Genomic DNA, 24,082 nt, shown 5'->3' with positions numbered 1-24,082 from the left:
AACGTGGCGGGTATGCGGGAGGCACGTGCGGAGGATGCCCGGACCGAGGCCAGAAGGCTCGTCACGAGCCTGCTGGGCACGGAGCGACCCCAGGCCGGCGCCCTGCTCCGCGAGGCGGAGACGGCGCTGGGGGCCGGTCGTGTCGAACACTGCGTGGAGCTGGCGCGTGGAGCGCCGCTCACCCGCCGCTCCACCGAGCTGTCGGCGGTGGCCGCCCTGCTGGTCGGCACCCGCGACCTGGGGGAGGAGTGGTGGCGGCGGCCCCGCGGCGACAAGCTGCCCGCGCCCGACGAGGCGCTGGCGGCCGCGACCGCCATCGACCCATGGACCGACCTGACCGTGCTGGAGATGCTCGCCGCCTGGATCGCCGACGACGCCGCCGACGAGGTGTGGGGCCCGCCCGCGGCGTCGGCCGACCTGAACTCCTGGCAGGCCGAGGACCGCGTCGGCCTGCCGCCGGACGCCGAGCCCGGCAGGCGCCTCGTCGTCGCCTTCGACGCGGGCGGCCGGCTCGACGCGCTGGTGGTCAGGCGCCCCGACGGCGAGCTGGGCTCCAACCTCGACTTCGCCTCCCTGCGCTACTCCCGCCCCGCCGAGGCCCAGTGGAGCTGGGGCGTGGCGGCCGGCCTCGGCCCGCACCGGCTGGAGGAGGACCCCGACCCCTACGCCGAGCCCGTCGACGACGCCGCCGCCCGGACCCTGCGCGCCTGGGCCCTGGACAACGGCGCCTCCGCCGGGCAGGTCGGCGAGCCGTGGCGGACCAGGGGCGACGTGGTGGCCGCGGTCGACCGGGTCGACTGGATGTGGCGCAGCGGCGAGTGGTTCGCCTGGTGGCGCGCGGTGTCCGCGCTGGTCGACGGCGACGCCGACCGGCTCGCCGCCCGCCTGGAGGACATCGCCGACGACTCCGGGTAGCGTTCGCCGCTCCCGTCCGTCCGGCGGCCCGGGGTCACACGGGGTACGGCCGGTCCGTGGCCGTGTCCGATCCGGCGGCTCCGGCGGTCCGGGGCCACACGGAGTGCGGCCGGTCCGTGGCCGTGTCCGATCCGGCGGCTCCGGCGGTTCCGGCCCGGCGCGCTCAGCCCTCGCCGAGGTCGCCCGCGCGGTGGTGCCGCCGGCACAGCACCCGGTAGCGGATCAGGGCGGCGTCGGTGTCGCCGATGACGACCTGCTCGCCGGTGCGGACCATCCTGTCGCCGACCACGCGGGCGTTCAGCAGACCGGGACGCCCGCACCAGCACAGGACCTCGACCTGCAGGCGGCTGATCTCGTCGGCCAGCTCGAACAGGCGCTGGGCGGCGGGGAACATCTGCGAACGGAAGTCGGAGGCCAGCCCGAAGGCGTAGACGTCGACGCCGTGGTGGTCGGCGAGGTCGGCGAGCTGCTCGATCTGGTCCACGGTGTAGAAGCACGCCTCGTCGCAGATGACGTAGTCGACGGGCTCGTGCCGCCGGACCAGGTCCACCAGGTCGAGGTCGTCCACCACCTCGATGGCCTCGCTGTCCAGCCCGATCCGGCTGGTGACCTTCGGCCCGCCCGAGCGGTCGTGCTTGGTCAGCACGAGACCGCGCCTGCCCTGGCGGCCGTGGTTGTAGTTCATCTGCAGGGCCAGCGTGGACTTGCCGCAGTCCATCGGGCCGAAGTAGAAGCGCAGCACCCCGTCCCGGGTCCTGGGGGGAACAGTCGAAAGCGCGGACGATTCGGTCACGGGCCGCCAGCCTAGTGGGTCAGGGCGGGGTGTTTGGGCGGACGGTGCGCTGGTAGGAATTAACAGGTCCTTTGCCGGTACCGCCGAGTTCGGCCGGATCCGGCACCATGTGAACAGAGAGGGAGATCCCCTTTTGACCTTGAGAGAGTGGGAGCGCCCGTGACCACCACCAAACCCTCCATGCCCCCCGTCGACGGTGTCGAGCGGAACTCCGTGGGCCGGAAACCCGCCGCGACCGCACCGGCGCAGCCCTCGGGCGCCGGCCCGGCCGGCTCAGCCGAGACCGCGGAGATCCCCGCGCTCACCGCGATGATGACCGAGGACGAGGTCGTCGCGGCCAAGGCCGAGGCGGCTCGCTGGCGCTACGGGTTCTACGTCGTCCTCACCGGACTGCTGGTCATCCTCGTCGCGTTCGTCGTGATCAGCATGCGCGCCGGCGAGAGCGCCGCGCCGTTCGCCGGCCTGGTCGGGGTGTCGGGCGCGATCATCGGCGCCTACTTCGGCGTCCAGGTCGGCCAGTCCGGCAAGGACCGGGCCGAGGCCGAGCTGCGCCGTACCAACGAGATGGCCATCCGGCTGGCCGCGAAGGTCCACGCGCACGACGCGGACGCGGTGATCAGCTCCATCATGGGGCCGCGCCGCCGCTGACCGTCCCCGTACGGGGCGGGTCGTGACCCGCCCCGTACGGGCCCTCGCACGCCGGGCCGCCCGGCGGGAGAACCCTCCCGCCGGGCGGCCCGTTTCCCGCCGCTCTCCGGCGTTCCCCGGTGCCTTCTGTCGTCTCCCGGCGCTTCCCGCGACCTTCCGGCATCTCCCGCTTGCCGGCATCTCCCGCTTTCCGGCGGGTCAGCCGCGCGGCTGCGGCACGATCGGGCCCTCACTGGCCTGGACCAGGACGAACCCCTGCCCCTGGAAGGCGAGCTGCACGGCCTCGCCGCTTCCGCGCCCGATGAGCGCCCCCGCCTTGAAGGTGCGGTTGATCCCCACGCCCAGCCCCGCGCTCCAGCACACCGCCGACTGGCTGTCGGCGAAGGTCGGGCCCCAGGAGGTGTCGAGCAGCGCCGGCGTGCCGTGCGCGGTGACCGCGACCCAGCCGGTGCCGGTGAGCGTCGTGTTGAACAGGCCCCCGGCCGCGACGCCCGCGCCCTGCACCCGGCGGATGTCCCAGGTGAGCTGCGGGTCGAAGGCCAGCAGGTTCGTCCCGTTGACGGTGATCGCCTCGTTCTCCAGGTAGAACAGGTGCACGTCCTGGGCGTTGTCGGCGAGGAAGAGCATGCCCTGTCCGCGGACCCGCATCAGCGGCGCGCCCTCGCCGGTGACCATCTTCTTCAGCAGCTTGCCGACCCCGCCGCCCTCGTAGTCGAAGTCCATCTTCCCCTGGAAGGCGACCATCGACCCCTGCCGCGCCAGCACCTCACCGTTGAGCTGCACCCGCAGCATCTTGGAGTTCTGCAGGACGAAATGACCGGGGACCTGACCCTGGTCCAGGTTGCCGAAGAACGAACTGCGCACGGGCGATGCCTTTCCGCGTCGGGGATGACGGTCATGTGTTCAGCGATCGTAGGGGCCCGGGAGTTCCCGCCGGCCTCCGGAGGCCGACGCCCGGAAGTCCCCGCGGGCCTTCTGGTCTCGCGCCATGACCAATACTCTGGCCCCCATGGGCGACGGCGAACCATCTCTGCGGCTGACGGACGTCGTGACCACGTTGGACACGGCGCTCACGGCCCTGAGCGCCGTGGACGCCGACTTCGACTACCGGGTGGGCGGCACCGGTGCCGCTCTCCTGCAGGGTGTCCGTCTCCCGGCCGGGGACATCGACCTCCTGGTGGCCCGGCGAGAGGATGTGGACACGTTCGCCACGGCCCTCTCGTCGTTCCCGTGCCTTCACCCGGCGGCCTGGCTCCCAGCGGCTTCGCAGTACTTCGCCAGGTACGAGATCGACGGAGTGAAGATGGAGATCAGCACCGTCGAACGGCAGGTCGACTCGGACGGGCTGGAATGCGCCGGCCCCGGCCCATGGCGGCACTATGTCATGGTCACGTGCGGCTCTCATCGTGTCCCTGTGGTCCGCCTGGAGCTCCGGTTGGCCACGGAGCTTCTACGGGATCGGCCTGATCGCTATGAGCCTCTCCTCGATCACATGGGCGCCCACGGATTCGATTCCGGCCTTCTGCGGACGGCGATGGACGCTCACCGCCTTCCCGTGGAACGCCGACGACTGGTTCGGGATCGCCTTACGCGCTTCTCCGTCGAACTCGAAATCTGAACCTGCGAATCAGAAGAAGGCGGCCGCCTCCCGCTCCTGGGACATGCTGAACCGCACCTGACATTTCCGCATCGACTGCAGTCCGACCGAGGCGCCGAGCTGAGCGGAAGGCCGGTCCTCAGCGGCCATGGGCCTGATTTCCAGCGCCCCGGCCGGAGGCGGTGTTTCCTGTACGGCGGGGGTGAAGTTCCACTGACTGTGATCAGGGACGCCGCAGTTTCACGGCGAGGAAGGACGGCGCTCGGTGAAGCTTGTCGTAGGCGGTTTCATCGATCTCCCGCAGGCTGGCCGCTGGGCGGGGTTCGACCAGTTGCTCCAGCACGAATCCTGCGGCCAACAGCTCGCCCAGGAAGGTCTCCAACGGCATGCGCTGGTAGTGGATGGAGAGCTCACCATCTCCGAGAGGCAGGTCCCTCCAGTCGTGGCTGAAGTATGAGCCTCCGAAGTGACGCCAGTCGGCTGTGGGGTGAGTGGTCGATACCAGGAGCCATCCACCCGGTCGCAGGATGCGGCGCAGTTCGCCCAGTAGTTGCACCCGGTTCCTGATGTGCTCGTATACGAGGGCACAGACCGCGCCGTCGAACGATGCGTCAGCGGCGAAGTCGAGTGGCTCCTCCAGATTGTGGAGGAGTAGTTCCGCGCGACCGTTCACGCGTGCTCGGGCGTGGCGCAGCAGCGTGGCGCTGCCCTCGATTCCGACCACTTGGGCGCTGCGGGCCGAAAGTTCGGCCGCGTAGTGGCCTGCCCCACAGCCGACATCCAGGATTCTGGCCCCGGAGACATCGCCTGCGAGTTGAAGCATCGCGGGTCTATCGGTGTAGGCGTTGTACGGGCTCGTATCGGCATGCTTGGCGAAGAAGTCGCCGAGTGCGTCATGGTAAGCGGTCGCCTTGTGCATCGGGACATGATGGCGGTGGACACAGGTGGGTCGCCATTGAGTTTCACCTGAGACGGTGAGCGGTGTCCCGGTCCCGGTGTAGTCCTCGCCGCGGCCCTGATCGTCGGTGATCACGCCTGCCACGCTGACGGAGTGTCGCGTGCCGCGGCGATCCATCGGATGTCCTCCAGGACCGTTGATCGCTGTTCTCAACAGGAAACCCCTGTCCCAAGGCAGGGGAAACCCCCAGCGGCCGACGGTCGGCCGGTGCCGAAGGCCGTACTCGTCGTCATTGAAGGCCGCCCGGGAGTTCCCCGCCGGTTCGCCGAAGACTGCCCAACGGCCCCGCGCGGCTTCGGCAGGGTCCGCCGATTCGCCGGTCCCGCCGTACTGGGTAGACACGGGAGCATGCGCAGCGTCCGTATCGGGGTCGACACCGGCGGCACGTTCACCGACGTGGTCGCGGTGGACGAGCGGACCGGGGAGATCACCACCGTCAAGACCCCCTCCACGCCCGCCGACCCGGCGGACGGGTTCATGGAGGGGGTGCGCAAGGTCCTCGCCGCGGCCGGAGCCGGAGCCGGAGCCGGAACCGAGGCCGCAGCCGGGGCCGGGGGCCTGGAGAGCGTGACCGCGGTCGTCCACGGTACGACCGTCGCCACCAACCAGCTCCTGGAGGACCGCGTCTCCGGCCTCGGGTTCGTCACCACCGAGGGGTTCGAGTTCATCCTGGAGATCGCCCGGCAGAGCGTCCCGGACGGCTACGGCAACTCCTACTTCTGGGTCAAGCCGCCGCGGATCGTCCCGGTACATCGGGTCAGAACCGTCGGCGGGCGCCTGGACCACACCGGCGCCGAGGTCCGGCCGTTCGACGTCGAGCAGGCCGTGGCGGCGGCCAGGTGGTTCCGGGAGCGGGGGATCACCGCGATCGGCGTGTGCTTCCTGCACTCCTACGCCGACCCCGCGCACGAGCTGCGCATGCGCGAGGTCCTGGCGCGGGAGCATCCCGAGGCGGTCGTCTCGATCTCCAGCGACGTGCTGCGCGAGTACCGCGAGTACGAGAGGTCCGTCACGACCCTGGTGGACGCCGCCGTCAAGCCGACCGTGCGCCGCTACATCGCCGGGCTCGCCGACCGGCTCGGCATGCCGTTCTCGGTCATGAAGAGCAACGGCGGCGTGCTGTCGGCGGCCGAGGTCGTGCACCGGCCCGTCACCACGGTGCTCTCCGGCCTGGCGGCGGGCGCGCTCGGCGCCGCGCTGATCGCCTCCACCGCCGGTCACGCTTCGGTGATCACCCTGGACGGCGGCGGCACCTCCACCGACGTCGCGGTGGTGGTCGACGGCGAGCCGTCGCTGACCACGGAGGGCTCCGTCGGCCGCTACCCGTGCAAGATCCCGATGATCGACATCGTGACCGTCGGCGCGGGCGGGGGCTCCGTCGCGTGGATCTCGCCCGAGGGCACGCTCAAGGCCGGCCCCCGGTCTGCCGGGGCCGACCCCGGGCCGCTCTGCTACGGCCGCGGCGGCACCGACGTCACCGTCACCGACGCGCACGTCTTCCTCGGTCGGGTCCCGCCGTACCTGCTGGGCGGGGAGATCCCGCTCGACGCCGACGCCGCGAGGCGGGGCGTCGAGGAACTGGCGGGCAAGCTCGGGCTGAGCGCCGAGCGGACCGCCGTCGGCATCCTGGAGATCAGCGCCTTCAACCAGGCCAACGCGATCCGCCGGATCACCGTCGGCAGGGGCCTGGACGTGCGCGACTTCCCCATGGTGGCGTTCGGCGGCTCGGGACCGCTGCTGGCGTGCCGCCTGATCGACATCCTCGGCCTGCCGTCGGTGCTGGTGCCGCCCGACCCGGGCAACGTGTCGGCGTTCGGCCTGCTCACCGTGGACGTCAAGGACGACCACGTGCGCACCTTCGTCACCCGGGACCTCTCCCTCGCCGACGCCGCCGACGTCTTCGGCGAGCTGGAGGGACGGGCCGCCGAGGCCCTGACCCGCGAGGGCTTCCCCGCCGACCGGCACGTCTACACCCGCAGCGCCGACCTGCGCTACTACGGGCAGGCGTACGAGGTGCGGGTACCCGTCCCGGCCGGGCCGCCGGACGAGGCGTGGCGGGCCGAGGTGCTCGACCGCTTCCACGAGGCCCACCGGCGGCTGTACGGGTACGGCTACCGCGACGACCCCCGCCACGGCGTCGAATGGGTCAACCTCCGCGTCTCCGGCATCGGCCCGATCACCCGCCCGGCCGTCCGGCGCAGGCCGTACGGCGCGGCGGAACCCCCGCCGCCGGCGGCGGTCCGGGAGGTCTTCCACGACGGGTGGGCGCGGGTGCCGATCCACCGCCGCGCCGCGCTGGCCCCCGGGATGACCGTCCGCGGTCCGGCGGTCATCGAGGAGTACGGCTCCACGCTGCCGCTGCACCCGGGCTTCACGGCGCGGATGGACGAGTACGGGAACCTGGAGGTGCGCCGTGGACCCTGAGCGACCGCCGGCCGATCCGGTGCTGGTGGAGATCGTCGAGGGCACGCTCGCCTCGGTGGAACGGGAGGTCGAGACCGCCATCGCGCGCACCGCCCGCTCGCCGATGATCCGCGACGCCCACGACTTCCGTGCCGGCATCCACGACGCGCGGCTGCGCAAGCTCACCGGCAGGTCGTACTCGGCGCTGGTCCAGCCCGTGGTCCGCGACTTCCCGATCGCGGAGATGAACCCCGGCGACGTGTTCTTCCACAACGACGTCTACCTGTCCGAGGGCGGCATCGGCCACCTGCCCGACCTGTGCGTGACGGTCCCGGTCTTCCACGACGGCGCCGTGGTGGCCTTCGTGCAGGCGTTCGGGCACCACGACGACATCGGCGGGGCGGTTCCGGGGTCGATGCCCTCGCACGCGCGCAGCGTGTTCGAGGAGGGCCTCATGGTCCCGCCGATCAGACTGTGGGACCGGGGTGTGCCCAACCGGGCGGCGCTCACCATCATGACCCGCAACTCGCGCATGCCCGACTCGCTGGCCGGCGACCTGGACGCCGAGTGCTCGGCCTGCCTGATGGGCGCCCGGCGGCTGGCGGAGCTGTTCGCCCGCTACGGGCGTGAGGCGGTCGAGGCGTGCTTCGACGCGATCATCGTGAACACCGCCGAGACGTTCCGCAGGGAGCTGCTGGCGAAGATCCCCGAAGGGGTCCACGTCTGGGAGGACTACGCCGAGCACGACGGCGTCGACCCGCCCCGGCTGCACGCCCAGCGGATCACCCTCACCGTCGACCACTCCGCCGCCCCGCCGCTGGTCATCGACTTCACCGGCACCTCGCCGCAGGCCAGGGGGCCGATCAACCACGCGGGCGACTACGCCGACGGGGTGTTCCTGAAGAAGTGGCTCGCGCCGGTCCTGCGCAACCTCGCCGACACCCCCGATCGGATGGCCGAGCTGGACGTCAACGAGGGCGTCGTCCCGCTGATCGGGATGCGTTTCCCGGAGAAGGGCACGCTGCTCACCCCGATCTTCCCGGCCCCCACCAACGCCCGCACGTTCGTGATCCTGCGGCTGCTCGGCGTGCTGGCCGGGGTGCTGGCCAAGGCCACCGGCGGGCGGATGCCGGCCGACCAGGAGACCATCCGCTACACCGGCGTCCACGGGACCGGTGCGGACGGCGCGCCGTACCTGATGCGGGAGGTCCTCGGCGGCGGCTCGGGCGGCCGGTGGTACGCCGACGGCGAGGACACCATCCACGTCGTGCCCGACTCGCGCAACATCCCGGTGGAGTTCGCCGAGTCCCGCTGGCCGCTGCGGGTCGAGCGGCTGGGCCTGGCGCGCGACTCCGGCGGCCCCGGCCTGCACCGGGGCGGCCTCGGATATGACAAGCACGTGCGGATGCTGCGCGACGCCTCGTTCATGTCCATCGCCGACCGGTCGATCCTGTCGTGCTGGGGGGTGAACGGCGGGCGGGCCGGGCGGCCGTTCTCCGTGGAGATCGAGGGCCGGGTGATGGAGGGCCTGGTGGACGACGCCCCGGTCCGCGCCGGGGAGGTCATCCGGGTGCGCACCACCGGGGGCGGCGGCTGGGGCTGCCCGCTGGACCGCGACCCTGAGGCGGTGGCCGCCGACGTCCGCGACGGCAAGGTCTCGCCGGAGAGCGCCCGCGACGACTACGGGGTGGTCCTGCGCCTTTCCGGCGAGTCCGGAGGGCCGGACGCCCCAGGCGGCTCCGGCCGCGCGGAGCCCGTGGGTCTCGCGGAGTCCGCGGACGGGCCGCTGGTCGACGCCGAGGCCACCGCCCTGCACCGCGCGAGGCTTCGCGCCGCGCTCCCCGGCACCGTGCCCTTCTTCGACCGCGGCCCCGGCTTCCCGTCGCTGTCCGGCGGCCTGCCGTACGCCGAGGTGGACCTCAGGTGACGGCTCCGGGCGACCCGGGTGCCGGGGCGGTGCGGTTCAGCCGCGGTGGCGGAGGGTGCGGACGACGGCGAGGGCGCCGAAGGCGAGGGCGCCGGTGAGCAGGATGGCCGTCTCGGTCCACTGGAAGCGCCAGAACCGGTCCACGGGGTGGTGGTAGATCGCCCTGCGGTAGCCCGCGGCGACCAGGCACTCCTCCCTGAGGAGCTGGGCACGTTCGGAGCGGACGTCCATCCCGGCCGGGGGCGGGCAGGCGGCGGGGGGCGGGGCCGCGATCTCCCGGCCCGAGGGGGCCACCCAGGACTCCCTGACCAGCACGTCGCCCCGTTCGTACAGCGCCGTCCGCTCGGCGGTGACGGTCCGCACCGGCTCGGCGTAGGCGTCCCGGGAGAAGAAGACGGCCGGGATCACGAGGGCGATCACCGCCACGGTCACGGCCATCGCCGCGAGGGTGCGGCGGAGGAGCGCCCCGGCGGCGGTGCCCAGCGTGAAGGCGAACAGCCACCACGCGGCCGGGACGACCCCGATCATGGTGAACGTCCCGGCCTGCAGCCTCCGCTCGCCGACGGCGCCCTCGAACACCGTCAGCCACAGGCCGATCATCACCGACACGGCGAGCGCGGCGGCCACGACGATCCCGCCGAGCGTCGTCAGCTTGACGGCCAGCCACCGCCGGACCGGCGTCGACTGGGTCCAGGCGAGGGCGTTGGTGCCGCGTTCGAACTCCGCGGCGAGCACCGGCGCGCCCCAGAACGCCCCGACCAGCCCGGCGCCGAGGAAGGGAAGCAGTCCGAAGACCAGGTAGACGGGGTTGTAGTAGTCCTCGTAGAGGACCGAGTTGATGTCCCGGCACGCGACGCCGGGACCGGGGCAGCCGGACGGCGCGTGCTGGGCGATGTAGGCGGAGGCGCGCAGGCCGGAGACGAGCAGCAGGGCTCCCAGGGCGAGCAGCAGCCCGCCGGTCACCAGGATCTGCACGCGGTGCTGCCGCCAGGTCAGCCAGAACAAGGAGGGTTCCTCTCGAAGGGACTCGCGGAGGGCTCGTCGAAGGAGCCACAAGAGGCCCGGCCGGAGCGGCGGGCCCGGGTGCGGAGGTCAGTGCGCGGGGGACAGGGCGGGGCGGGGGAGCGCCGCGGCGTCGGGGGCGCGGAGGTAGGCCAGCACCATCTCCTCCAGCGTCACGGGGCGGGCGCTCCAGCGCGGGTCGGGCGGCGGAGCGCCGTCGCGGACGAGCAGGGTGACCTGCCGCCCGGCGCCGCTCCGGGAGACCACCGGCAGCCGGGCGGCGAGCGCGTCGGCGGTCTCGGCCGGTCCGGTCAGCAGGCTGTGCCGGGCCATCAGATCGTCGATGTCGCCGCTGACCTGGACCCGGCCCCCGTTGACCACGACCAGCCAGTCGCAGACGCCCTCCAGTTCGGAGACGACGTGCGAGGACAGCAGCACCGTCAGCCCGGTCTCGGCCACCTCGCCCATCAGGCCGCGCGCCACGTCGTCGCGGGCCAGCGGGTCCAGGTCGGCCAGCGGCTCGTCCAGCATCAGCAGGTCGGGGCGCTTGGCCAGCGCGACGGTCAGCGCCACCTGCGTCCGCTGGCCGCCGGAGAGCCGGCCGACCCTGCGGTCGAGCGGGATGCCCAGCTCGGTCAGCCGCCGCCGGGCCGCCGCGTCGTCCCAGCGGGGGTTGAGTCCGCGTCCGAACCGGAGCATCTCCGACACCCGGAAGCCGGTGTAGAGCGGTTTGTTCTGGGCCACGAACGCCGTCCGCTCCCCGCTCTCGCGGGCCGGGCGGCCGAAGACCCGCACCTGTCCCGTGGTCGGGGTGAGCAGGCCCACGGCGAGCCGGAGCAGGGTGGTCTTGCCCGCGCCGTTCGGCCCGACCAGGGCGGCGACCCGGCCGGCCGGGACCGCCACCGAGCAGTCGCGCAGCGCCCAGGTGCGCCGGTGGCGCATGCCCAGGCCGGTGGTCTCCAGCGCGTTCATGCGATCCCCCGCCGGAAAGAGGGGGTCTTCAGCACGTTCATGCGATCTCCTGCCGGAAGGAGTCGGTCAGGACCGAGGCGATGAGCGCCTCCAGGTCCTCCAGGGTCAGGCCGGTCTGGCGGCCGTCGCGCACCCAGCGGACCAGCTCGGCGCGCAGCCGGGCGCGGTCGTCCATGGAGGTCTGGCCCAGCGACCGCTGCACGAACGTGCCGAGGCCGGGCCGCCCGGTGACCAGGCCCTCCCGTTCCAGCTCGCGGTAGGCCTTGAGCACGGTGTTGGGGTTGATCGCGAGCTGGGCCACGACCTCCTTGGCGGTGGGCAGCCGGTCGCCGGGTTGCAGCACGCCGAGGCGGAGGGCGTGGCGTACCTGCTGGACGAGCTGGAGGTAGGTCGCCACCCCCGACCCCCGGTCGAGGCGGAATTCGATCATGCCGCCACCTTTCACTATTAGATTAGGGAAATAGTGGAGATCTCCCCGGCGCGTGTCAAGCCGCGCCTCCGCCGTACGGGCTCTTACAACGGGTTCGACACACTTTGACGTCATCCTGTGATCTCCCATTGACGAGTGGATCGTCCTGGGTTCTGCTTCGGTTGGGCATTCGTGATCGTCGCCGTACCCGGGGCGATCCGGGAGACGGGATGGGACGCGCATGCGCCTTCGATCGGTGGTGGCCAGCCTCGCGCTGGCCGCGGCTTCCTTATCGATCACGGCCGCGCCCGCCCCCGCGGAGACCGGTCCCCTTCCCGCGGGGACCGCGGTGGAGATCGCCGCGCGGACCACCGCGAAGTCCCTCTCCGGGACCGCCGCGAAGGCTCCCGCGAAGACCGCCGCGGAGTCCCTTTCCGGGGCCGCCGCGCAGACCCTCTCCAGGGCCGCCGCGAAGTCCCTCTCCGAGGCCGTCGCGACGACGCTCTCGAAGACCGCCGCGCACGCCGAGCCCGTCCAGCCCGTGCCGCCCGCCCCGGGCACCGCCGGATGCGATCCCGTCGCCGGCGCCGAGTGCCTGCTGCCGTTCCCCAACGACTGGTTCACCACCCGGGCGCGCACCCGCACCGGGCTGCGGGTGAACCTCGCGGCCGAGGCGATGCCGCGCAACGCGGCGGGCGTTCCCGTCGACCCGGCGCAGTGGAACGCCGCCGACGGCTTCTCACCCGGGTCCATGCTGCTGGCCCACGTCCCCGGGATCGACCTGGGCAGGACGGGTGCCGCGCCGGTCACCGACATCGGGTGGTCGCTGCGCCGCGACGCCCCCGTCGTGATCGTGGACACCCGTACCGGGGAGCGCTGGCCGTACTGGGCGGAGCTGGACGCGAACGCCGCCGACCCCGCCCGCCGGACGCTGATCGTCCGGCCGGCGCGCAACTTCCGGGAGGGCCACCGCTACGCCGTCGCCCTGCGCGGGCTCAAGGACGCCACCGGGCGCGACATCCCGGCGCCGGAGACCTTCGCCCGGCTCCTCGGCGACGACCTGCCCGCGCGGGACCCGCTCGCCACCCGGCAGCGGGCGCTGCGCCGTACGGTCGAGGACCTCGGCCGGGCCGGGGTGGACGCCGAGGGCCTCTACCTGGCCTGGGACTTCACCGTCACCAGCGATCAGGGCATCGCCGGGCCGGTGCTCGCCATGCGCGACCGGACGCTGCGCTCGCTGCGCGGCCGCTCGCCGGAGTTCACGGTCGGCTCCGTCACCGATCTCACGCCGGAGCAGGACCCGGGCATCGCCCGCGAGGTCAGCGGCGAGATCTCCGTCCCCAACTACCTCGACAAGCCCGGCGGCCCGCCCGGGTCGAGCCTCAACCGGGGCCCCGACGGGCTGCCCCGCCCGCTCGGCGACACGCTGAAGGCGCAGTACCAGTGCGAGATCCCGCGCTCGGCGTTCCGGCGGCCCGCCCGCGCCGCCCTGTACGGCCACGGCCTGCTGGGCCGGGCCACCGAGGTGCGCGCGGCCAACGTGCGGGCGATGGCCGCCGAGCACGGCTTCGTCTTCTGCGCGACCAAGTGGATCGGCATGGCGGAGGAGGACGTCCAGCACGTGGCGGGCGTGTTCGCGGACCTCTCCCGGTTCGGCACGGTCACCGACCGCCTCCAGCAGAGCCTGCTGAACTTCGTCCTCCTCGGCCGGGCGATGACCGCCAAGGACGGCTTCGCGGGCCACGAAGCCTTCCAGGACGGGCACGGCAGGGCGCTGATCGACCGGCGGGCCGGTCTCGCCTACGACGGCAACAGCCAGGGGGCCATCGCGGGCGGCGCGCTGGTCGCCGTCTCGCCCGACGTGCGCAACGCCGTGCTGGGCGTGCCGGGGATGAACTACAGCACGCTGCTCAACCGCAGCGTCGACTTTCAGCCGTTCCAGCGGCTCATGGACGCCGCCTACCCGGACAGGCTCACCCAGCAGGTCTGCTTCGCGCTGATGCAGATGCTGTGGGACCGGGCCGAGACGAACGGCTACGCCCAGCACCTGACCGACGACCCGCTGCCCGGCTCGCCCCGCCACCGCGTGCTGCTGCACGCCGCCTTCGGCGACCACCAGGTCGCCACGGTGACCGCCGAGGTGGAGGCCCGCACGATCGGGGCCCGGGTCCACCGGCCCGCGCTCGCCGAGGGCCGCAGCCCGGACGTGACGCCGTTCTGGGGGCTGCGGGCGCTGCCCCGCGCGCCGTACGAGGGGTCGGCGCTGGTCGTCTGGGACAGCGGCACGCCCGCCCCGCCGACGGGGAACGTCCCCCCGCTCGGCCCGCAGTACGGGCACGACCCGCACGAGGACCCGCGCAACGACGTCCGGGCGCGGGTGCAGAAGGCACACTTCCTGCGGGACGGCCTGGTGGTCGACGTCTGCGGCGACGCCCCCTGCGCGACCGTGCCGGCGCAGGACTGAGCCGGGGGTCAGCCGGGGACGTCCTCGCCGGCCCGGTCCAGCAGGACGAACTCGCCCGGTACGGCGGCGCCGTCGACGAGGAGGTCGGCCCGCTCGCGGGTGCCGTCGGTGGCGAACCACTCCTGTTCGGACCGCGTCCACCGGCTCCACTGCGGCGCGAACTCGGCGCCGTCCCGGGCCAGGGCGCGCGCCAGCCGCAGGTCGCCGGGCGCCTCCACCCAGACGGTGAGGGCGGTCGGGGTGTCGCGCCGGGCCGTGCTCACCCCCTCCAGCAGCAGCACCGGCGCGACCGGCACCTCCACCCAGTCGGTGTGGGTCTCCCGGACCCAGTCGTAGCGGCGGTACCCACCGGGCCGGCCGGCCGCCAGGGGGGTGAGCACCCCCTCCTCCACGTGCCGGAACCAGGCCACCGGCGGCTCGTTCCACGGCACCGGGAAGTCGTCGCTGTGGACCACCTGGGCGTTCAGGGTCCGCGCCAGCCGCCCGGCGAAGGTCGTCTTGCCGGACCCGCCGGGCCCGTCCACCGCGACGACGCGGACCGGGCCGCATGACGGCGGCAGTTCCAGAACCGTCCGGGCGAGATTCTCGAAGGAGATGACATCCACCTTTCCATTAGAAACCATGGGAAAGCCGGGGAAAAACCCGCGGATACCCAGGGAGACCGTGGTTTCTGACAATATTTTTCACTTCTGTCATGGTTTAGTGGGAAGCCGCGGCGGTCCGGGGTACGGAACGGCCCCGCCGATGGCGGAGAATGATTTCCCCGCCCAGGTTCGACTAGGCTCGACCACCACCGACGGAGGTTGATCTTGCATGGAGCCCTCGGAGACATCGTCGTCCTCGACCTGTCGCGTGCGCTCGCGGGGCCGCACGCCGCGCAGATGCTCGGCGACCTGGGCGCCCTGGTGATCAAGGTCGAGCACCCCGACGGCGGCGACGAGTCGAGAGGCTGGGGCCCGCCCTTCGTCGGTCCCGGCGCCGACGTCTCCACCTATTTCCTCGCCGCCAACCGCAACAAACGCTCGGTCACCGCCGACCTCAAGACACCCGGGGGCAGAGCTCTCGTCGAGCGCCTGGTACGGCGGAGCGACGTGCTGGTCGAGAACTTCCGCACCGGCGTCCTGGACCGCCTGGGCTTCTCCGTCGAGCGGCTGCACGAGCTCAACCCCCGCCTGGTCATCCTGTCGATCACCGGGTTCGGCCACGACGGCCCCGAGGGCGGCCGTCCCGGGTACGACCAGATCGCCCAGGGCGAGGCGGGGCTGATGAGCGTCACCGGCCCGCCCGGCGAGCCGTACCGGGTCGGCTCTCCCATCGCCGACCTGCTGGCCGGCATCCACGGCGCCTACGGCGTGGCCGCCGCCCTCTACGAACGGGAACGGACCGGGCGCGGCAAGGTCGTGCGCACCTCCCTGCTGGCCTCGGTGGCCGCCGTGCACGCCTACCACGGCACGGCCTGGACCGTCGCGGGCCAGGTCCCCGTGGGCGTCGGCAACCACCACCCCTCCATCGCCCCCTACGGCGCGTTCCGCTGCGCCGACGGCATGATCCAGATCGCCGCGGGCAACGACGCGCAGTGGCGGAAGGTGGCCGCGCTGCTGGGCCTCGACCCCGCCGTCCCCGGATACGCGACGAACCGCGACAGGTGCGAGCACCGCGACGAGCTCGTCGCCGACATCGAGCGGACGCTGGCCGGGCACGGCCGCGCCCACTGGCTGGCCGCGCTGGAGGCGGCCGGCGTGTCCGCCGGGACGGTCAGGTCCATCGACGAGGTCTACGCCTGGGAGCAGACCCGCTCGCAGGGCCTCCTCATCGAGGTGGACCACCCCGTGCTCGGCGCCATCGAACTGCCCGGCCCGCCGCTGCGCTTCGACGGCGAGCCGCCCGCCCGGCACACCGCCCCACCGGTCCTGGGCCAGCACAACGACGAGGTCCTCGCATGGCTGGAGGAGCGTGAAGGCTGACGCCCTCCTCCCGGCCGGAACCGGAGGATCTCGATGAGCCCGACCCGTCCCGACGCCCGCACCATGATCGACATCGTCCTCGACCCGGGGACGTGGCGGTCCTGGGACGCCCCGCCCGCCGAACCGGCCCCGAACGGGTCCGACTACGCCGAGGAGCTGGCCGCGGCCCGCGCCCGGAGCGGATACGACGAGTCGGTCGTCACCGGCGAGGGACTGCTGGACGGCCGCCGGGTCGCGGTCGTCGCCTGCGAGTTCTCCTTCCTCGCCGGATCGATCGGGGTGGCCGCGGCCGAACGGCTCACCGCGGCCGTCGAGCGGGCCACCGCCGAGCGGCTCCCGCTGCTGGCCGCGCCCGCCTCCGGCGGCACCCGCATGCAGGAGGGCGCGCTGGCCTTCACCCAGATGGTGAAGATCACCGCCGCGGTCGCCGCGCACCGCGCCGCGGGCCTGCCGTACATCGTCTACCTGCGCCACCCCACCACCGGCGGGGTCTTCGCCTCCTGGGGCTCGCTCGGGCACGTCACCGCGGCCGAGCCGGGCGCGCTCATCGGGTTCCTCGGGCCCCGGGTGTTCGAGTCGCTGCACGGCTACCCGTTCCCCGAGGGCGTCCAGGTCGCCGAGAACCTCTTCGCCCACGGCCTGATCGACGCGGTCGTCTCCGCCGAGGACGTCCGGCGGATCGCCGCCGGCGTGCTGGCCGTGCTGTGCGCGCCGCGCGAGGTGCGGGTCAAGGAGCCCGAGGTGGACGAGCCGGCCCAGCCGGTCGATGCGTGGGAGGCGGTCATCCGCTCCCGCCGCGACGACCGCCCCGGGGTGCGGGCCCTGCTGCGCCACGGCGCCTCCGACGTCACCCCGCTCAACGGCACCGGCGAGGGGGAGAACGACCCCGGCCTGCTCATCGCCCTGGCCCGTTTCGGTGAGGCCCCCGCCGTCGTGCTCGGCCAGGACCGCGGGCGGCGGCGGTCCGGGGCCCCGCTCGGCCCGGCCGGGCTGCGGGTCGCCCGGCGCGGCATGCGCCTGGCCTCGGAGCTGGGCCTGCCGCTGGTCACCGTGGTCGACACCTCCGGGGCGGCGCTGTCGAAGGCCGCCGAGGAGGGCGGCCTCGCCGCCGAGATCGCCCGGTCGCTGGCCGACCTGGTGACGCTCGACGCCCCGACCGTCTGCCTGCTGCTCGGCGAAGGGGCCGGGGGCGCCGCGCTCTCCCTGCTCCCGGCAGACCGGGTGCTGTGCGCCCAGCACGCCTGGCTGTCCCCGCTGCCCCCCGAGGGCGCCTCGGCGCTGCTGTACCGCAGCGTGGACTTCGCCCCCGAGATCGCCGCCGCCCAGGGCGTGAAGTCCACCGACCTGCGGCGCGACGGCATCGTGGACCGGGTCATCCCCGAGCTCCCCGACGCCGCCTACGAGCCGGAGGCGTTCTGCCGCCGGGTGTCCGCCGCCCTCGAACACGAGATCGCCGGCCTGCTGGCCGTCCCGCCCGCCGACCGCCTCACCGCCCGCCTGGCCCGCTACCGGCGGCTCGGCACGTCCTGAGTCGGGGCGGCCGGCAGGCCCGTGCCCGAGCACGGGCCGCCCCCGCGGTCACGATGTGGGCGTGCCCTCGGGGGCGGCACCGGCCCCCGGGGTCACTCCTCGGCGGCGGGAAGGGTGAGGGGGACGGGGACGCGCTCGACGCGGACGGAGAAGACCTCCTCGCGTGGCACGACGACCTCGTAGGCGCCGTGGTCGACCATCCAGTAGCCCAGCGCCTCGGCCTTGAGGCCGCTGTGGCCGGTGTAGGCGATGTGCAGGCTCTCCTCGCCGTTCTCCTCGGAGACGTCGAGGACGAGGCACGGCTCGCCGCCGAACGAGCCCGTCGTGCGGACCAGCACCAGCCGGTCGAGGTCCTCGCGCTCCACCACGGCCCGCCAGTACCCGGAGGCGGGCTCGAAGCCCTCCCGGGCCTCCTCGTCGAACAGGGTGACCTCCGAGGCGCCCGGGCCGAGGGCCGCGACGTGGGTCCGCCCGCCGTAGTGGGCGACGAAACCCGACGCCACCGGCTCGATCTCGTCGCTCATGCCGCCGGCCGCCAGGTCAGGCCGTCGTAGACGCCGAACGGGCTCTCGCCGTCCGCGGTCACGTGGACGATCTCCGCCCCGGCCGGGATCGGCACGGGCATGGTGTGGAACTGCGGTACGACGTGCTCGCGCGAGGTCGTGAAGCCGTTCCCGGTGAACGGCGGTGCATCGTTCCAGTCGCCACCCATGTGCGGGCCGTACGGCACGACGTAGCTGTCGATGTCGCGGGCGAACCAGCGCATGAGGTAGATCTCCGGGGTCGTGACGGTCAGCTCCGAGCCCTCGAAACCCAGGTCGAGGCCCATGAAGAGCTGGGCGGGGGTGGTCAGGCGGGCGCAGTCCTGCACCCGGTAGACGTATCCCGAGATGACGGTCCGCCTGCCTGACAGGTAGGGCACGAGCAGCCGAGGCGGGACGACCTTCTGCATCTGCGTTCTGCGCCCAGGTGGATCACTCACGGTCGCATTTTACGATCCGCCGGCTCCGAGCCGCCGGTGTTCCAGGCACGGCAGGGCATTCCGGGTGTCAATCGTGATCTGAGGGTCGAGTACGGACGTCAGCACCCCGGGGGCCGGGCCCAGGTCGGCGCGGACGACGCCCATCGGGTCGACCAGCATGCTGCGGCCGACGCCGAAGCCGTCGCGGGACGCGGGGTTGGGGGCCTGGCCCACGGCCGCCACCCAGACCGTGTTCTCGATCGCCCGGGCCCGCACCAGGGTCGCCCAGTGCTCCTCCTTCATCGGGCCGGACCCCCACGCCGCGATCACCGCCAGCACCTCGGCCCCCTGGTCCACCAGGGCTCGGCCCAGCTCGGGGAAGCGGACGTCGTAGCAGGTGACGAGGCCGACCCGCAGGCCGGCCAGCTCCACCACCGCCGGCGTGTCGCCCGGTGCGACCAGCTCCGACTCGCGGGCCCCGAAGGAGTCGAACAGGTGGATCTTCCGGTAGGCCGCGGCGATCTCGCCGGACGGGCCGAGCGCCACCGCGGTGTTGCGCACCCGGCCGCCCCCCGGCCCGCCCGGCTGCTCGCCGGGTTCGAACACGCCCGCGATCACCGCCATGCGGTGCGCGCGGGCCGCCTCGGCCAGCCCGGTGACGAAGGGGCCGTCCAGCGGCTCGGCCAGGTCGGTGATCCGCTTGCCGTACCGGGTGAGGGTGGCCTCGGGGAAGATCGCCAGCTCGGCGCCGTCGGCGGCGGCCCGCTCCATCGCCTCGCGCGCGCGGCGCAGGTTGACGGCGGGCTCCTCATCGACGGGGATCTGGCACAGGGCGATGCGCGTCACCGGTTGCCTCCTGAGCGGTGTGGCCCCCGCCCACCGGGACCCGCCGCGGCGGAGATCCGCCTGACGGGCCCTAGGCGGAGGGGGCCGTCGATGTCTGTGACATTACCCGGCGGTTCGGCACCCGCTCCAGCCATGTCAGGCAGCGCCACAGCCACTCGGCGGGGCCGTAGCGGAACCGCCGCAGCCACAGGCGGCTGAGGACGATCTGCGCCGCCAGCACGGCCGCCGACAGTGCGAGCACGCCGGCCCTGGTGGGGACGGCCAGCAGCAGCGGCAGCGCCGCGAGGATCGCCACGGTGCTGAGCAGGTAGTTCGTCAGCGCCATCCGGCCGAGCGGCGCCAGGGCCGCCAGCAGGGGGCGGCGGGCCCGGGTCCGCAGGAGCAGCGGCAGCCCGGTGCAGCAGGCCGCCGCCGTGGCCAGCCCGGCCGCCGGGTAGGTGCCCCGGTGGAACAGGGCCGGGTCGGCGGCGGTGCGGAACCACAGGACGGTGAGCGCCATCGCCAGGACCGCGGAGACGGCGAAGGCGGGCGGCAGCAGCCGCTCCGGCGGGGCGTACCGCATCAGCGCCGTGCCCAGCAGGAACAGCCCCGGCACCAGGATCAGCCCGCCGCCCTCGTTCACCGCCCAGGCGGTGGCCGCCGTGCCCAGCACCGCCACGGCCGCCCGGGGGAGGAAGGAGGCGGGCAGCAGGACGGCCGCCCCGAAGGCCGCGTACGGCAGCAGCACCTCGTCCGGGTTGACCAGCCGGTGGAGCGCGCCGAAGCAGGCCAGCACCGCCAGCCTGCGCAGCAGCACCGCCCGCGGGCGCCGCGACCGCCCGGCCGCCGACCGCAGGAACAGCACGAAGCTCAGCCCGAACAGGAACGAGAAGATCGGGTAGAACCTGCCCTGCAGGAGGTTCTCGACGCCCCAGTCGACCGCGTCGCGGTCCGGGGACGGCAGGTGCGCGCGGGTGTGCTGCCAGGCGTTGACCACCATGATCCCGCACACCGCGAAGCCGCGCAGGACGTCCAGCTCGTGCAGCCTGCGCGCCGCGGTGGCCGGGGGCGTCCCGGCGGGTCGGGTCTCGCTCACGCAGTCCAGACAACCAGACCGGCCGCCGGACGGGGAGGCCACCCGGGTGATGCGCGTCCCGGCCGCCGGGCCCGCCGTGCGGCCGGACCCGTCGCGTGGTCGCCCGAATCCGCCGTACGGCCGGACCCGCCGTATGCCCGGTCCCGCCGTACGCCCGGCCCGCCGTGCGGCCGGATCCGGCGGGCCGCGTGGTCAACCGGCGCGGGGCGGCCCGCTCGTCTCGCGGACGACCAGCCGGACGGGCAGCACCGTGGGCGGCGGCGCCGCGGCGTCCGGGTCGTCGATCATGGAGATGAGCGCGGCGGCGACGGCCGCGCCGAACCCCGCCCTGTCCTGGGCGACGGTCGTCAGGGCGGGCCGGACCAGCGAGGCCGGCTCGATGTCGTCGAACCCCGCCACCGCGACGTCGCCGGGGACGTCCGGCCCCGCCTCCAGGGCGGCCCGGACGGCGCCGACCGCCATCTCGTCGCCCGCGGCGAAGACGGCGTCGGGGCGCTCGTCCAGCGCCAGCAGGCGCCGCATGGCGGCGTGCCCGCCGTCGAGGTAGAAGTCGCCCTCCACGACGTACTCGTCGCGCACCGGCAGGCCGAGGGCGGCGAGCGCGGCGCGGTAGCCGGCCAGCCGCTCGGCCCCCGGGTGCGTGCGGCCGGGCCCGGCGATCGTGGCGATCCGCCGCCGGCCCCGCTCGTACAGGTGCCGTACGGCGGCGCCGGCGCCCCCCGCGTTGTCGGAGGTGACGTACGTCGCCCGGCGGCCGGTGACCGGGCGGTCCAGCGAGACGCAGGGCACGCCGGACTCGGCCAGCCGGGTGAGGGCGGGATCGGCGGTGCCGTCGTCGATGAACACCACGCCGTCGAGGCTGTGCCGCCGCACGGCCCGCAGGTGGCCGTCGGCGTCCTCGCCGGTGGCGAGCATCAGCAGGTGGTACCCCCGCTCGCTCAGCGCGGTCTTCAGGCCGACGAGGAGCTCCTGGAGGAAGGGGTGGCGCCATCCGGGGCCGCGACGGCCGGTGTCCCACGCGAGGCCGACCATGCGCGACCGCTTGGTGGCGAGGGTCCGCGCCGGCGCGCTCGGGGTGTAGCCCAGGAGCGCGGCGGCGCGCAGGACGGCCTCGCGCGTCTCGCGGGTCACCGCGTCGGGGTTGTTGAAGACGCGGGAGACGGTCGCCACCGACACGCCGCACCGGCGGGCCAGGTCTCGGATCGTTGCCACGGCCGCACGCTACCGCATATCTGTAACCGGTTTCATGTAACCGGTTACAGATAAATCACCTCTATGGGTTACGGAGGCGGGTTCGCTGCTCATCGCGGGTGCGGGAGACCGGTCCTGAATATTCAACGGGTTGACACGGAGGCGTTTCCCATATGAAATTCGACGAGTCGCTCGTTTTCCCGGCGGGCGGGCCCGCGTTCCCCGGAACGCCCCGTCCGCCGGGGACGGCCGCGTCCTCTTCCCGAGGGACCGCGGGCCCCGTCGCCGGGCGAGCCGGGATGAGCCGGGGGGAGCCGGGGGCGGTCAGGGCCGCCGGCCCCCTCCTCTTCCGGCCCTTTCCGCGACCGGCCTTCCAGGGGGTTCTCCGATGACGGCGACCGAAGAGCGCGCCCCGGTGGCCGGGGGCTTCCCGGCCGGGTTCGTCTGGGGCGCGGCCACCTCGGCCTACCAGATCGAGGGGGCCGTCGACGCCGACGGCCGGGGCCCGTCGATCTGGGACGCCTTCTGCCGGGTGCCCGGCGCGACGGCGGCGGGGGAGTCGGGCGACCCCGCCTGCGACCACTACCGCCGCTGGCCCGAGGACGTGGAGCTCCTCGCCGGTCTCGGCGTCGGCGCCTACCGGCTGTCGGTGGCCTGGCCGAGGATCCTCCCCGAGGGCGGCGGCCGTCCCGAGCGGCGCGGTCTCGACTTCTACCGTCGCCTCGTCGGCGCGCTCCGCGAGCGCGGCATCACGCCGTTCGTCACCCTCTACCACTGGGACCTGCCCCAGGCGCTGGAGGAGCGGGGCGGCTGGCGGGTCCGCGACACCGCCGAGCGGTTCGCCGACTACGCCGCCGTCGTGCACGAGGCCCTGGAGGGCGTGCCGTACTGGACCACGCTGAACGAGCCCTACTGCTCCGCCGTCACCGGATACGCCGAGGGCCGCCACGCGCCCGGCGCCCGTGAGGGGCACGGCGCCCTGGCGGCGGCGCACCACCTGCTGGTCGGGCACGGCCTGGCGGTCGCCCGGCTGCGGGAGCGGGCCCGCCCGGGGGAGCGGATCGGCGTCACGCTCAACATGTCGCCCGCCGTGCCGGCGAGCCCGTCGGCCGAGGACGCGGCCGCCGCCCGCCGGATGGACCTGATGGTCAACCGGCAGTTCACCGAGCCGCTGCTCGGCGGCGCCTATCCCGGGGACATGGCCGAGGTCTACGGGGAGATCAGCGACTTCTCCTTCCGCCGCGACGGCGACCTCGCGGTGATCTCGGAGCCGCTGGACTTCCTCGGGGTCAACTACTACTACCCGATCCACGCCGCCGCCGCGCCGTACGCCCAGCCCGACCCGGCGCTGCGCTCGGCCTTCGACATCGGCGTCCGCACGGTCGCACCGGACGGTCCGCCGGTCACCGGGCTGGGCTGGCGGATCGAGCCGGACGGCCTGCGCGACACCCTCACCGGCCTCGCCGCCCGCTTCCCCCGCCTGCCGCCGGTCTTCGTCACCGAGAACGGCTACGGCGACGACGGCGACCTCGACGACACCGGTCGCGTCGCCTACCTCGCCGCGCACCTGGCCGCCACCCGCGCCGCCCTCGACGACGGGGTGGACGTGCGCGGCTACTTCTGCTGGTCGCTGCTGGACAACTTCGAGTGGGCCCGGGGATACGCCGCCCGGTTCGGCCTGGTGCACGTCGACTACGCCACCCAGGCCCGCACGCCCAAGGCCAGCTACCGCTGGTACCGCGACGTCATCGCCGGCCGGATCTGAACCGGCCGGGTCTGAACCGGCCGGGTCCGGACCTCCCGGGTCCGGGCGGGGTCCGCGTCAGGGCGGGGGCGCCCGCGGGGCCCGTACCGGGGCGGAAGCCGCGCGCCCGGGTACTGCCGGCGCCGGTCACCTGTACCCCGCGGCGGAGGCGACCAGGCGGGCCACCCGCTCCGGCGCGACCCCGGTCGTGTCGACGACCTCCGCCGCCCGCCGCAGCCAGGGCAGGGCGTCGCGGTAGCGGGGGAGGTGGTCCAGGCGCCACTGCCGGGCCCCGGTCTCCACGGTGTCGGTCTCGATCCGGTGGATGAGCGTGTCCTCGTCGGTGTGGAGCAGGAAGTGGCGGACGGGGACGCCGGCCTTCCCCAGGCCGTCGCGGATCTCCGCCCAGTACCCCTTGACCAGGACCGTCTGCGGGGCGACGAGCACCCCGCCGACGTGGTCGAGCACCCGGACGGCGGTCTCCACGACCAGGTCGCGCCAGGCGGGCCACTGCTGGAAGTCCGGCACCTTGGGCAGGACCTTGAGGTACCGGAGCATGAGGCCGACCACTTCGGGGTCGAAGAGCCGCGCGTCCGGGACGAGCTTGACGAGCTCTCCCGCGGTGGTCGTCTTGCCCGCGCCGAAGGTGCCGTTCAGCCAGATGATCATGCGGTGAAAGTACC

At 73.7% G+C, this 24,082-nt stretch carries 22 protein-coding genes; 9 read left to right on the top strand and 13 right to left on the bottom strand.

What is annotated here, in order from left to right:
• Positions 1-12: 12 nt before the first annotated feature.
• Positions 13-915 (top strand): hypothetical protein, encoded by a 903-nt coding sequence (locus tag ACQP10_RS26585; RefSeq protein ID WP_346022914.1) that lies wholly within the window; start codon positions 13-15, stop codon positions 913-915.
• Positions 916-1,078: 163 nt separating this feature from the next.
• On the opposite strand, the gene ACQP10_RS26580 is transcribed toward ACQP10_RS26585, so the two are convergent.
• Positions 1,079-1,708 carry a thymidine kinase gene (locus ACQP10_RS26580; RefSeq protein WP_312873585.1) on the bottom strand — a complete coding sequence of 210 codons (630 nt, stop codon included), beginning with the start codon at positions 1,706-1,708 and terminating at the stop codon, positions 1,079-1,081.
• Between the two features lie 159 nt (positions 1,709-1,867).
• On the opposite strand from ACQP10_RS26580, the gene ACQP10_RS26575 reads away from it, so the two are divergent.
• Entirely contained in the window at positions 1,868-2,356 is a 489-nt protein-coding gene (locus ACQP10_RS26575; RefSeq protein ID WP_179827142.1) for a hypothetical protein, read from the top strand.
• Positions 2,357-2,554: 198 nt separating this feature from the next.
• Here the strand turns inward: ACQP10_RS26575 and ACQP10_RS26570 are convergent, their stop codons facing one another.
• Entirely contained in the window at positions 2,555-3,220 is a 666-nt protein-coding gene (locus tag ACQP10_RS26570; RefSeq protein ID WP_346022913.1) for an AIM24 family protein, read from the bottom strand.
• Positions 3,221-3,365: 145 nt separating this feature from the next.
• Between ACQP10_RS26570 and ACQP10_RS26565 the strand changes: the two genes are divergently transcribed.
• Positions 3,366-3,974: a hypothetical protein gene (locus ACQP10_RS26565; protein WP_399499315.1), complete on the top strand. Its 609-nt coding sequence runs from the start codon at positions 3,366-3,368 to the stop codon at positions 3,972-3,974.
• A gap of 202 nt (positions 3,975-4,176) precedes the next feature.
• Here the strand turns inward: ACQP10_RS26565 and ACQP10_RS26560 are convergent, their stop codons facing one another.
• The gene (locus ACQP10_RS26560; RefSeq protein WP_399499314.1) at positions 4,177-4,986 is read right to left on the bottom strand and encodes a class I SAM-dependent methyltransferase; all 810 of its coding nucleotides are present in this window, start codon (positions 4,984-4,986) and stop codon (positions 4,177-4,179) included.
• Between the two features lie 273 nt (positions 4,987-5,259).
• Between ACQP10_RS26560 and ACQP10_RS26555 the strand changes: the two genes are divergently transcribed.
• Both ACQP10_RS26555 and ACQP10_RS26550 read left to right on the top strand, forming a co-directional pair.
• Positions 5,260-7,335, top strand: a complete 2,076-nt coding sequence (locus ACQP10_RS26555) for a hydantoinase/oxoprolinase family protein (RefSeq protein ID WP_433539936.1) — start codon at positions 5,260-5,262, stop codon at positions 7,333-7,335.
• The gene (locus tag ACQP10_RS26550; RefSeq protein WP_433539935.1) at positions 7,325-9,241 is read left to right on the top strand and encodes a hydantoinase B/oxoprolinase family protein; all 1,917 of its coding nucleotides are present in this window, start codon (positions 7,325-7,327) and stop codon (positions 9,239-9,241) included. Before ACQP10_RS26555 ends, ACQP10_RS26550 begins: the two co-directional genes overlap by 11 nt.
• Positions 9,242-9,277: 36 nt before the next feature.
• Here the strand turns inward: ACQP10_RS26550 and ACQP10_RS26545 are convergent, their stop codons facing one another.
• The 3 genes from ACQP10_RS26545 to ACQP10_RS26535 form a co-directional block, all read right to left on the bottom strand.
• A complete protein-coding gene (locus tag ACQP10_RS26545; RefSeq protein WP_346022909.1) occupies positions 9,278-10,246 on the bottom strand; it encodes a hypothetical protein in 969 nt (322 codons plus the stop codon).
• Between the two features lie 87 nt (positions 10,247-10,333).
• Positions 10,334-11,215, bottom strand: a complete 882-nt coding sequence (locus ACQP10_RS26540) for an ABC transporter ATP-binding protein (RefSeq protein WP_346022908.1) — start codon at positions 11,213-11,215, stop codon at positions 10,334-10,336.
• A 37-nt stretch (positions 11,216-11,252) separates the two neighbouring features.
• Positions 11,253-11,645: a GntR family transcriptional regulator gene (locus tag ACQP10_RS26535; RefSeq protein ID WP_346022907.1), complete on the bottom strand. Its 393-nt coding sequence runs from the start codon at positions 11,643-11,645 to the stop codon at positions 11,253-11,255.
• Between the two features lie 220 nt (positions 11,646-11,865).
• On the opposite strand from ACQP10_RS26535, the gene ACQP10_RS26530 reads away from it, so the two are divergent.
• Entirely contained in the window at positions 11,866-14,088 is a 2,223-nt protein-coding gene (locus ACQP10_RS26530) for a hypothetical protein (RefSeq protein WP_433539934.1), read from the top strand.
• Positions 14,089-14,096: 8 nt separating this feature from the next.
• On the opposite strand, the gene ACQP10_RS26525 is transcribed toward ACQP10_RS26530, so the two are convergent.
• Positions 14,097-14,693, bottom strand: a complete 597-nt coding sequence (locus ACQP10_RS26525) for a uridine kinase family protein (protein WP_433539933.1) — start codon at positions 14,691-14,693, stop codon at positions 14,097-14,099.
• A 204-nt stretch (positions 14,694-14,897) separates the two neighbouring features.
• On the opposite strand from ACQP10_RS26525, the gene ACQP10_RS26520 reads away from it, so the two are divergent.
• Together ACQP10_RS26520 and ACQP10_RS26515 are read left to right on the top strand one after the other, a co-directional pair.
• Entirely contained in the window at positions 14,898-16,052 is a 1,155-nt protein-coding gene (locus ACQP10_RS26520) for a CaiB/BaiF CoA transferase family protein (protein ID WP_389996813.1), read from the top strand.
• 33 nt (positions 16,053-16,085) lie between these two features.
• Complete coding sequence (locus ACQP10_RS26515) at positions 16,086-17,582, top strand: carboxyl transferase domain-containing protein (RefSeq protein WP_399499309.1); 1,497 nt, start codon at positions 16,086-16,088, stop codon at positions 17,580-17,582.
• Between the two features lie 92 nt (positions 17,583-17,674).
• On the opposite strand, the gene ACQP10_RS26510 is transcribed toward ACQP10_RS26515, so the two are convergent.
• The 5 genes from ACQP10_RS26510 to ACQP10_RS26490 form a co-directional block, all read right to left on the bottom strand.
• Entirely contained in the window at positions 17,675-18,106 is a 432-nt protein-coding gene (locus ACQP10_RS26510; protein ID WP_189245257.1) for a hypothetical protein, read from the bottom strand.
• The gene (locus ACQP10_RS26505; protein ID WP_433539932.1) at positions 18,103-18,564 is read right to left on the bottom strand and encodes a hypothetical protein; all 462 of its coding nucleotides are present in this window, start codon (positions 18,562-18,564) and stop codon (positions 18,103-18,105) included. Before ACQP10_RS26505 ends, ACQP10_RS26510 begins: the two co-directional genes overlap by 4 nt.
• A 9-nt stretch (positions 18,565-18,573) precedes the next feature.
• Positions 18,574-19,389: a carbon-nitrogen hydrolase family protein gene (locus tag ACQP10_RS26500; RefSeq protein ID WP_399499307.1), complete on the bottom strand. Its 816-nt coding sequence runs from the start codon at positions 19,387-19,389 to the stop codon at positions 18,574-18,576.
• Positions 19,390-19,459: 70 nt separating this feature from the next.
• On the bottom strand, positions 19,460-20,464 hold the full coding sequence (locus ACQP10_RS26495) for a DUF418 domain-containing protein (RefSeq protein ID WP_433539931.1): 1,005 nt from the start codon (positions 20,462-20,464) through the stop codon (positions 19,460-19,462).
• A 192-nt stretch (positions 20,465-20,656) separates the two neighbouring features.
• Positions 20,657-21,676 carry a LacI family DNA-binding transcriptional regulator gene (locus ACQP10_RS26490; RefSeq protein ID WP_433539930.1) on the bottom strand — a complete coding sequence of 340 codons (1,020 nt, stop codon included), beginning with the start codon at positions 21,674-21,676 and terminating at the stop codon, positions 20,657-20,659.
• 367 nt (positions 21,677-22,043) lie between these two features.
• Between ACQP10_RS26490 and ACQP10_RS26485 the strand changes: the two genes are divergently transcribed.
• Complete coding sequence (locus tag ACQP10_RS26485) at positions 22,044-23,420, top strand: GH1 family beta-glucosidase (RefSeq protein ID WP_433539929.1); 1,377 nt, start codon at positions 22,044-22,046, stop codon at positions 23,418-23,420.
• Positions 23,421-23,546: 126 nt separating this feature from the next.
• Here the strand turns inward: ACQP10_RS26485 and ACQP10_RS26480 are convergent, their stop codons facing one another.
• Entirely contained in the window at positions 23,547-24,068 is a 522-nt protein-coding gene (locus ACQP10_RS26480) for an AAA family ATPase (RefSeq protein WP_399499303.1), read from the bottom strand.
• Positions 24,069-24,082: the final 14 nt, after the last annotated feature.

The organism is Streptosporangium sandarakinum, from assembly GCF_050942225.1.
GTDB classification, from domain to species: Bacteria; Actinomycetota; Actinomycetes; order Streptosporangiales; family Streptosporangiaceae; genus Streptosporangium; species Streptosporangium nondiastaticum.
Note: the sequence above shows the minus strand (reverse complement) of the source record. Positions and strands in the feature narration are given on the sequence as shown.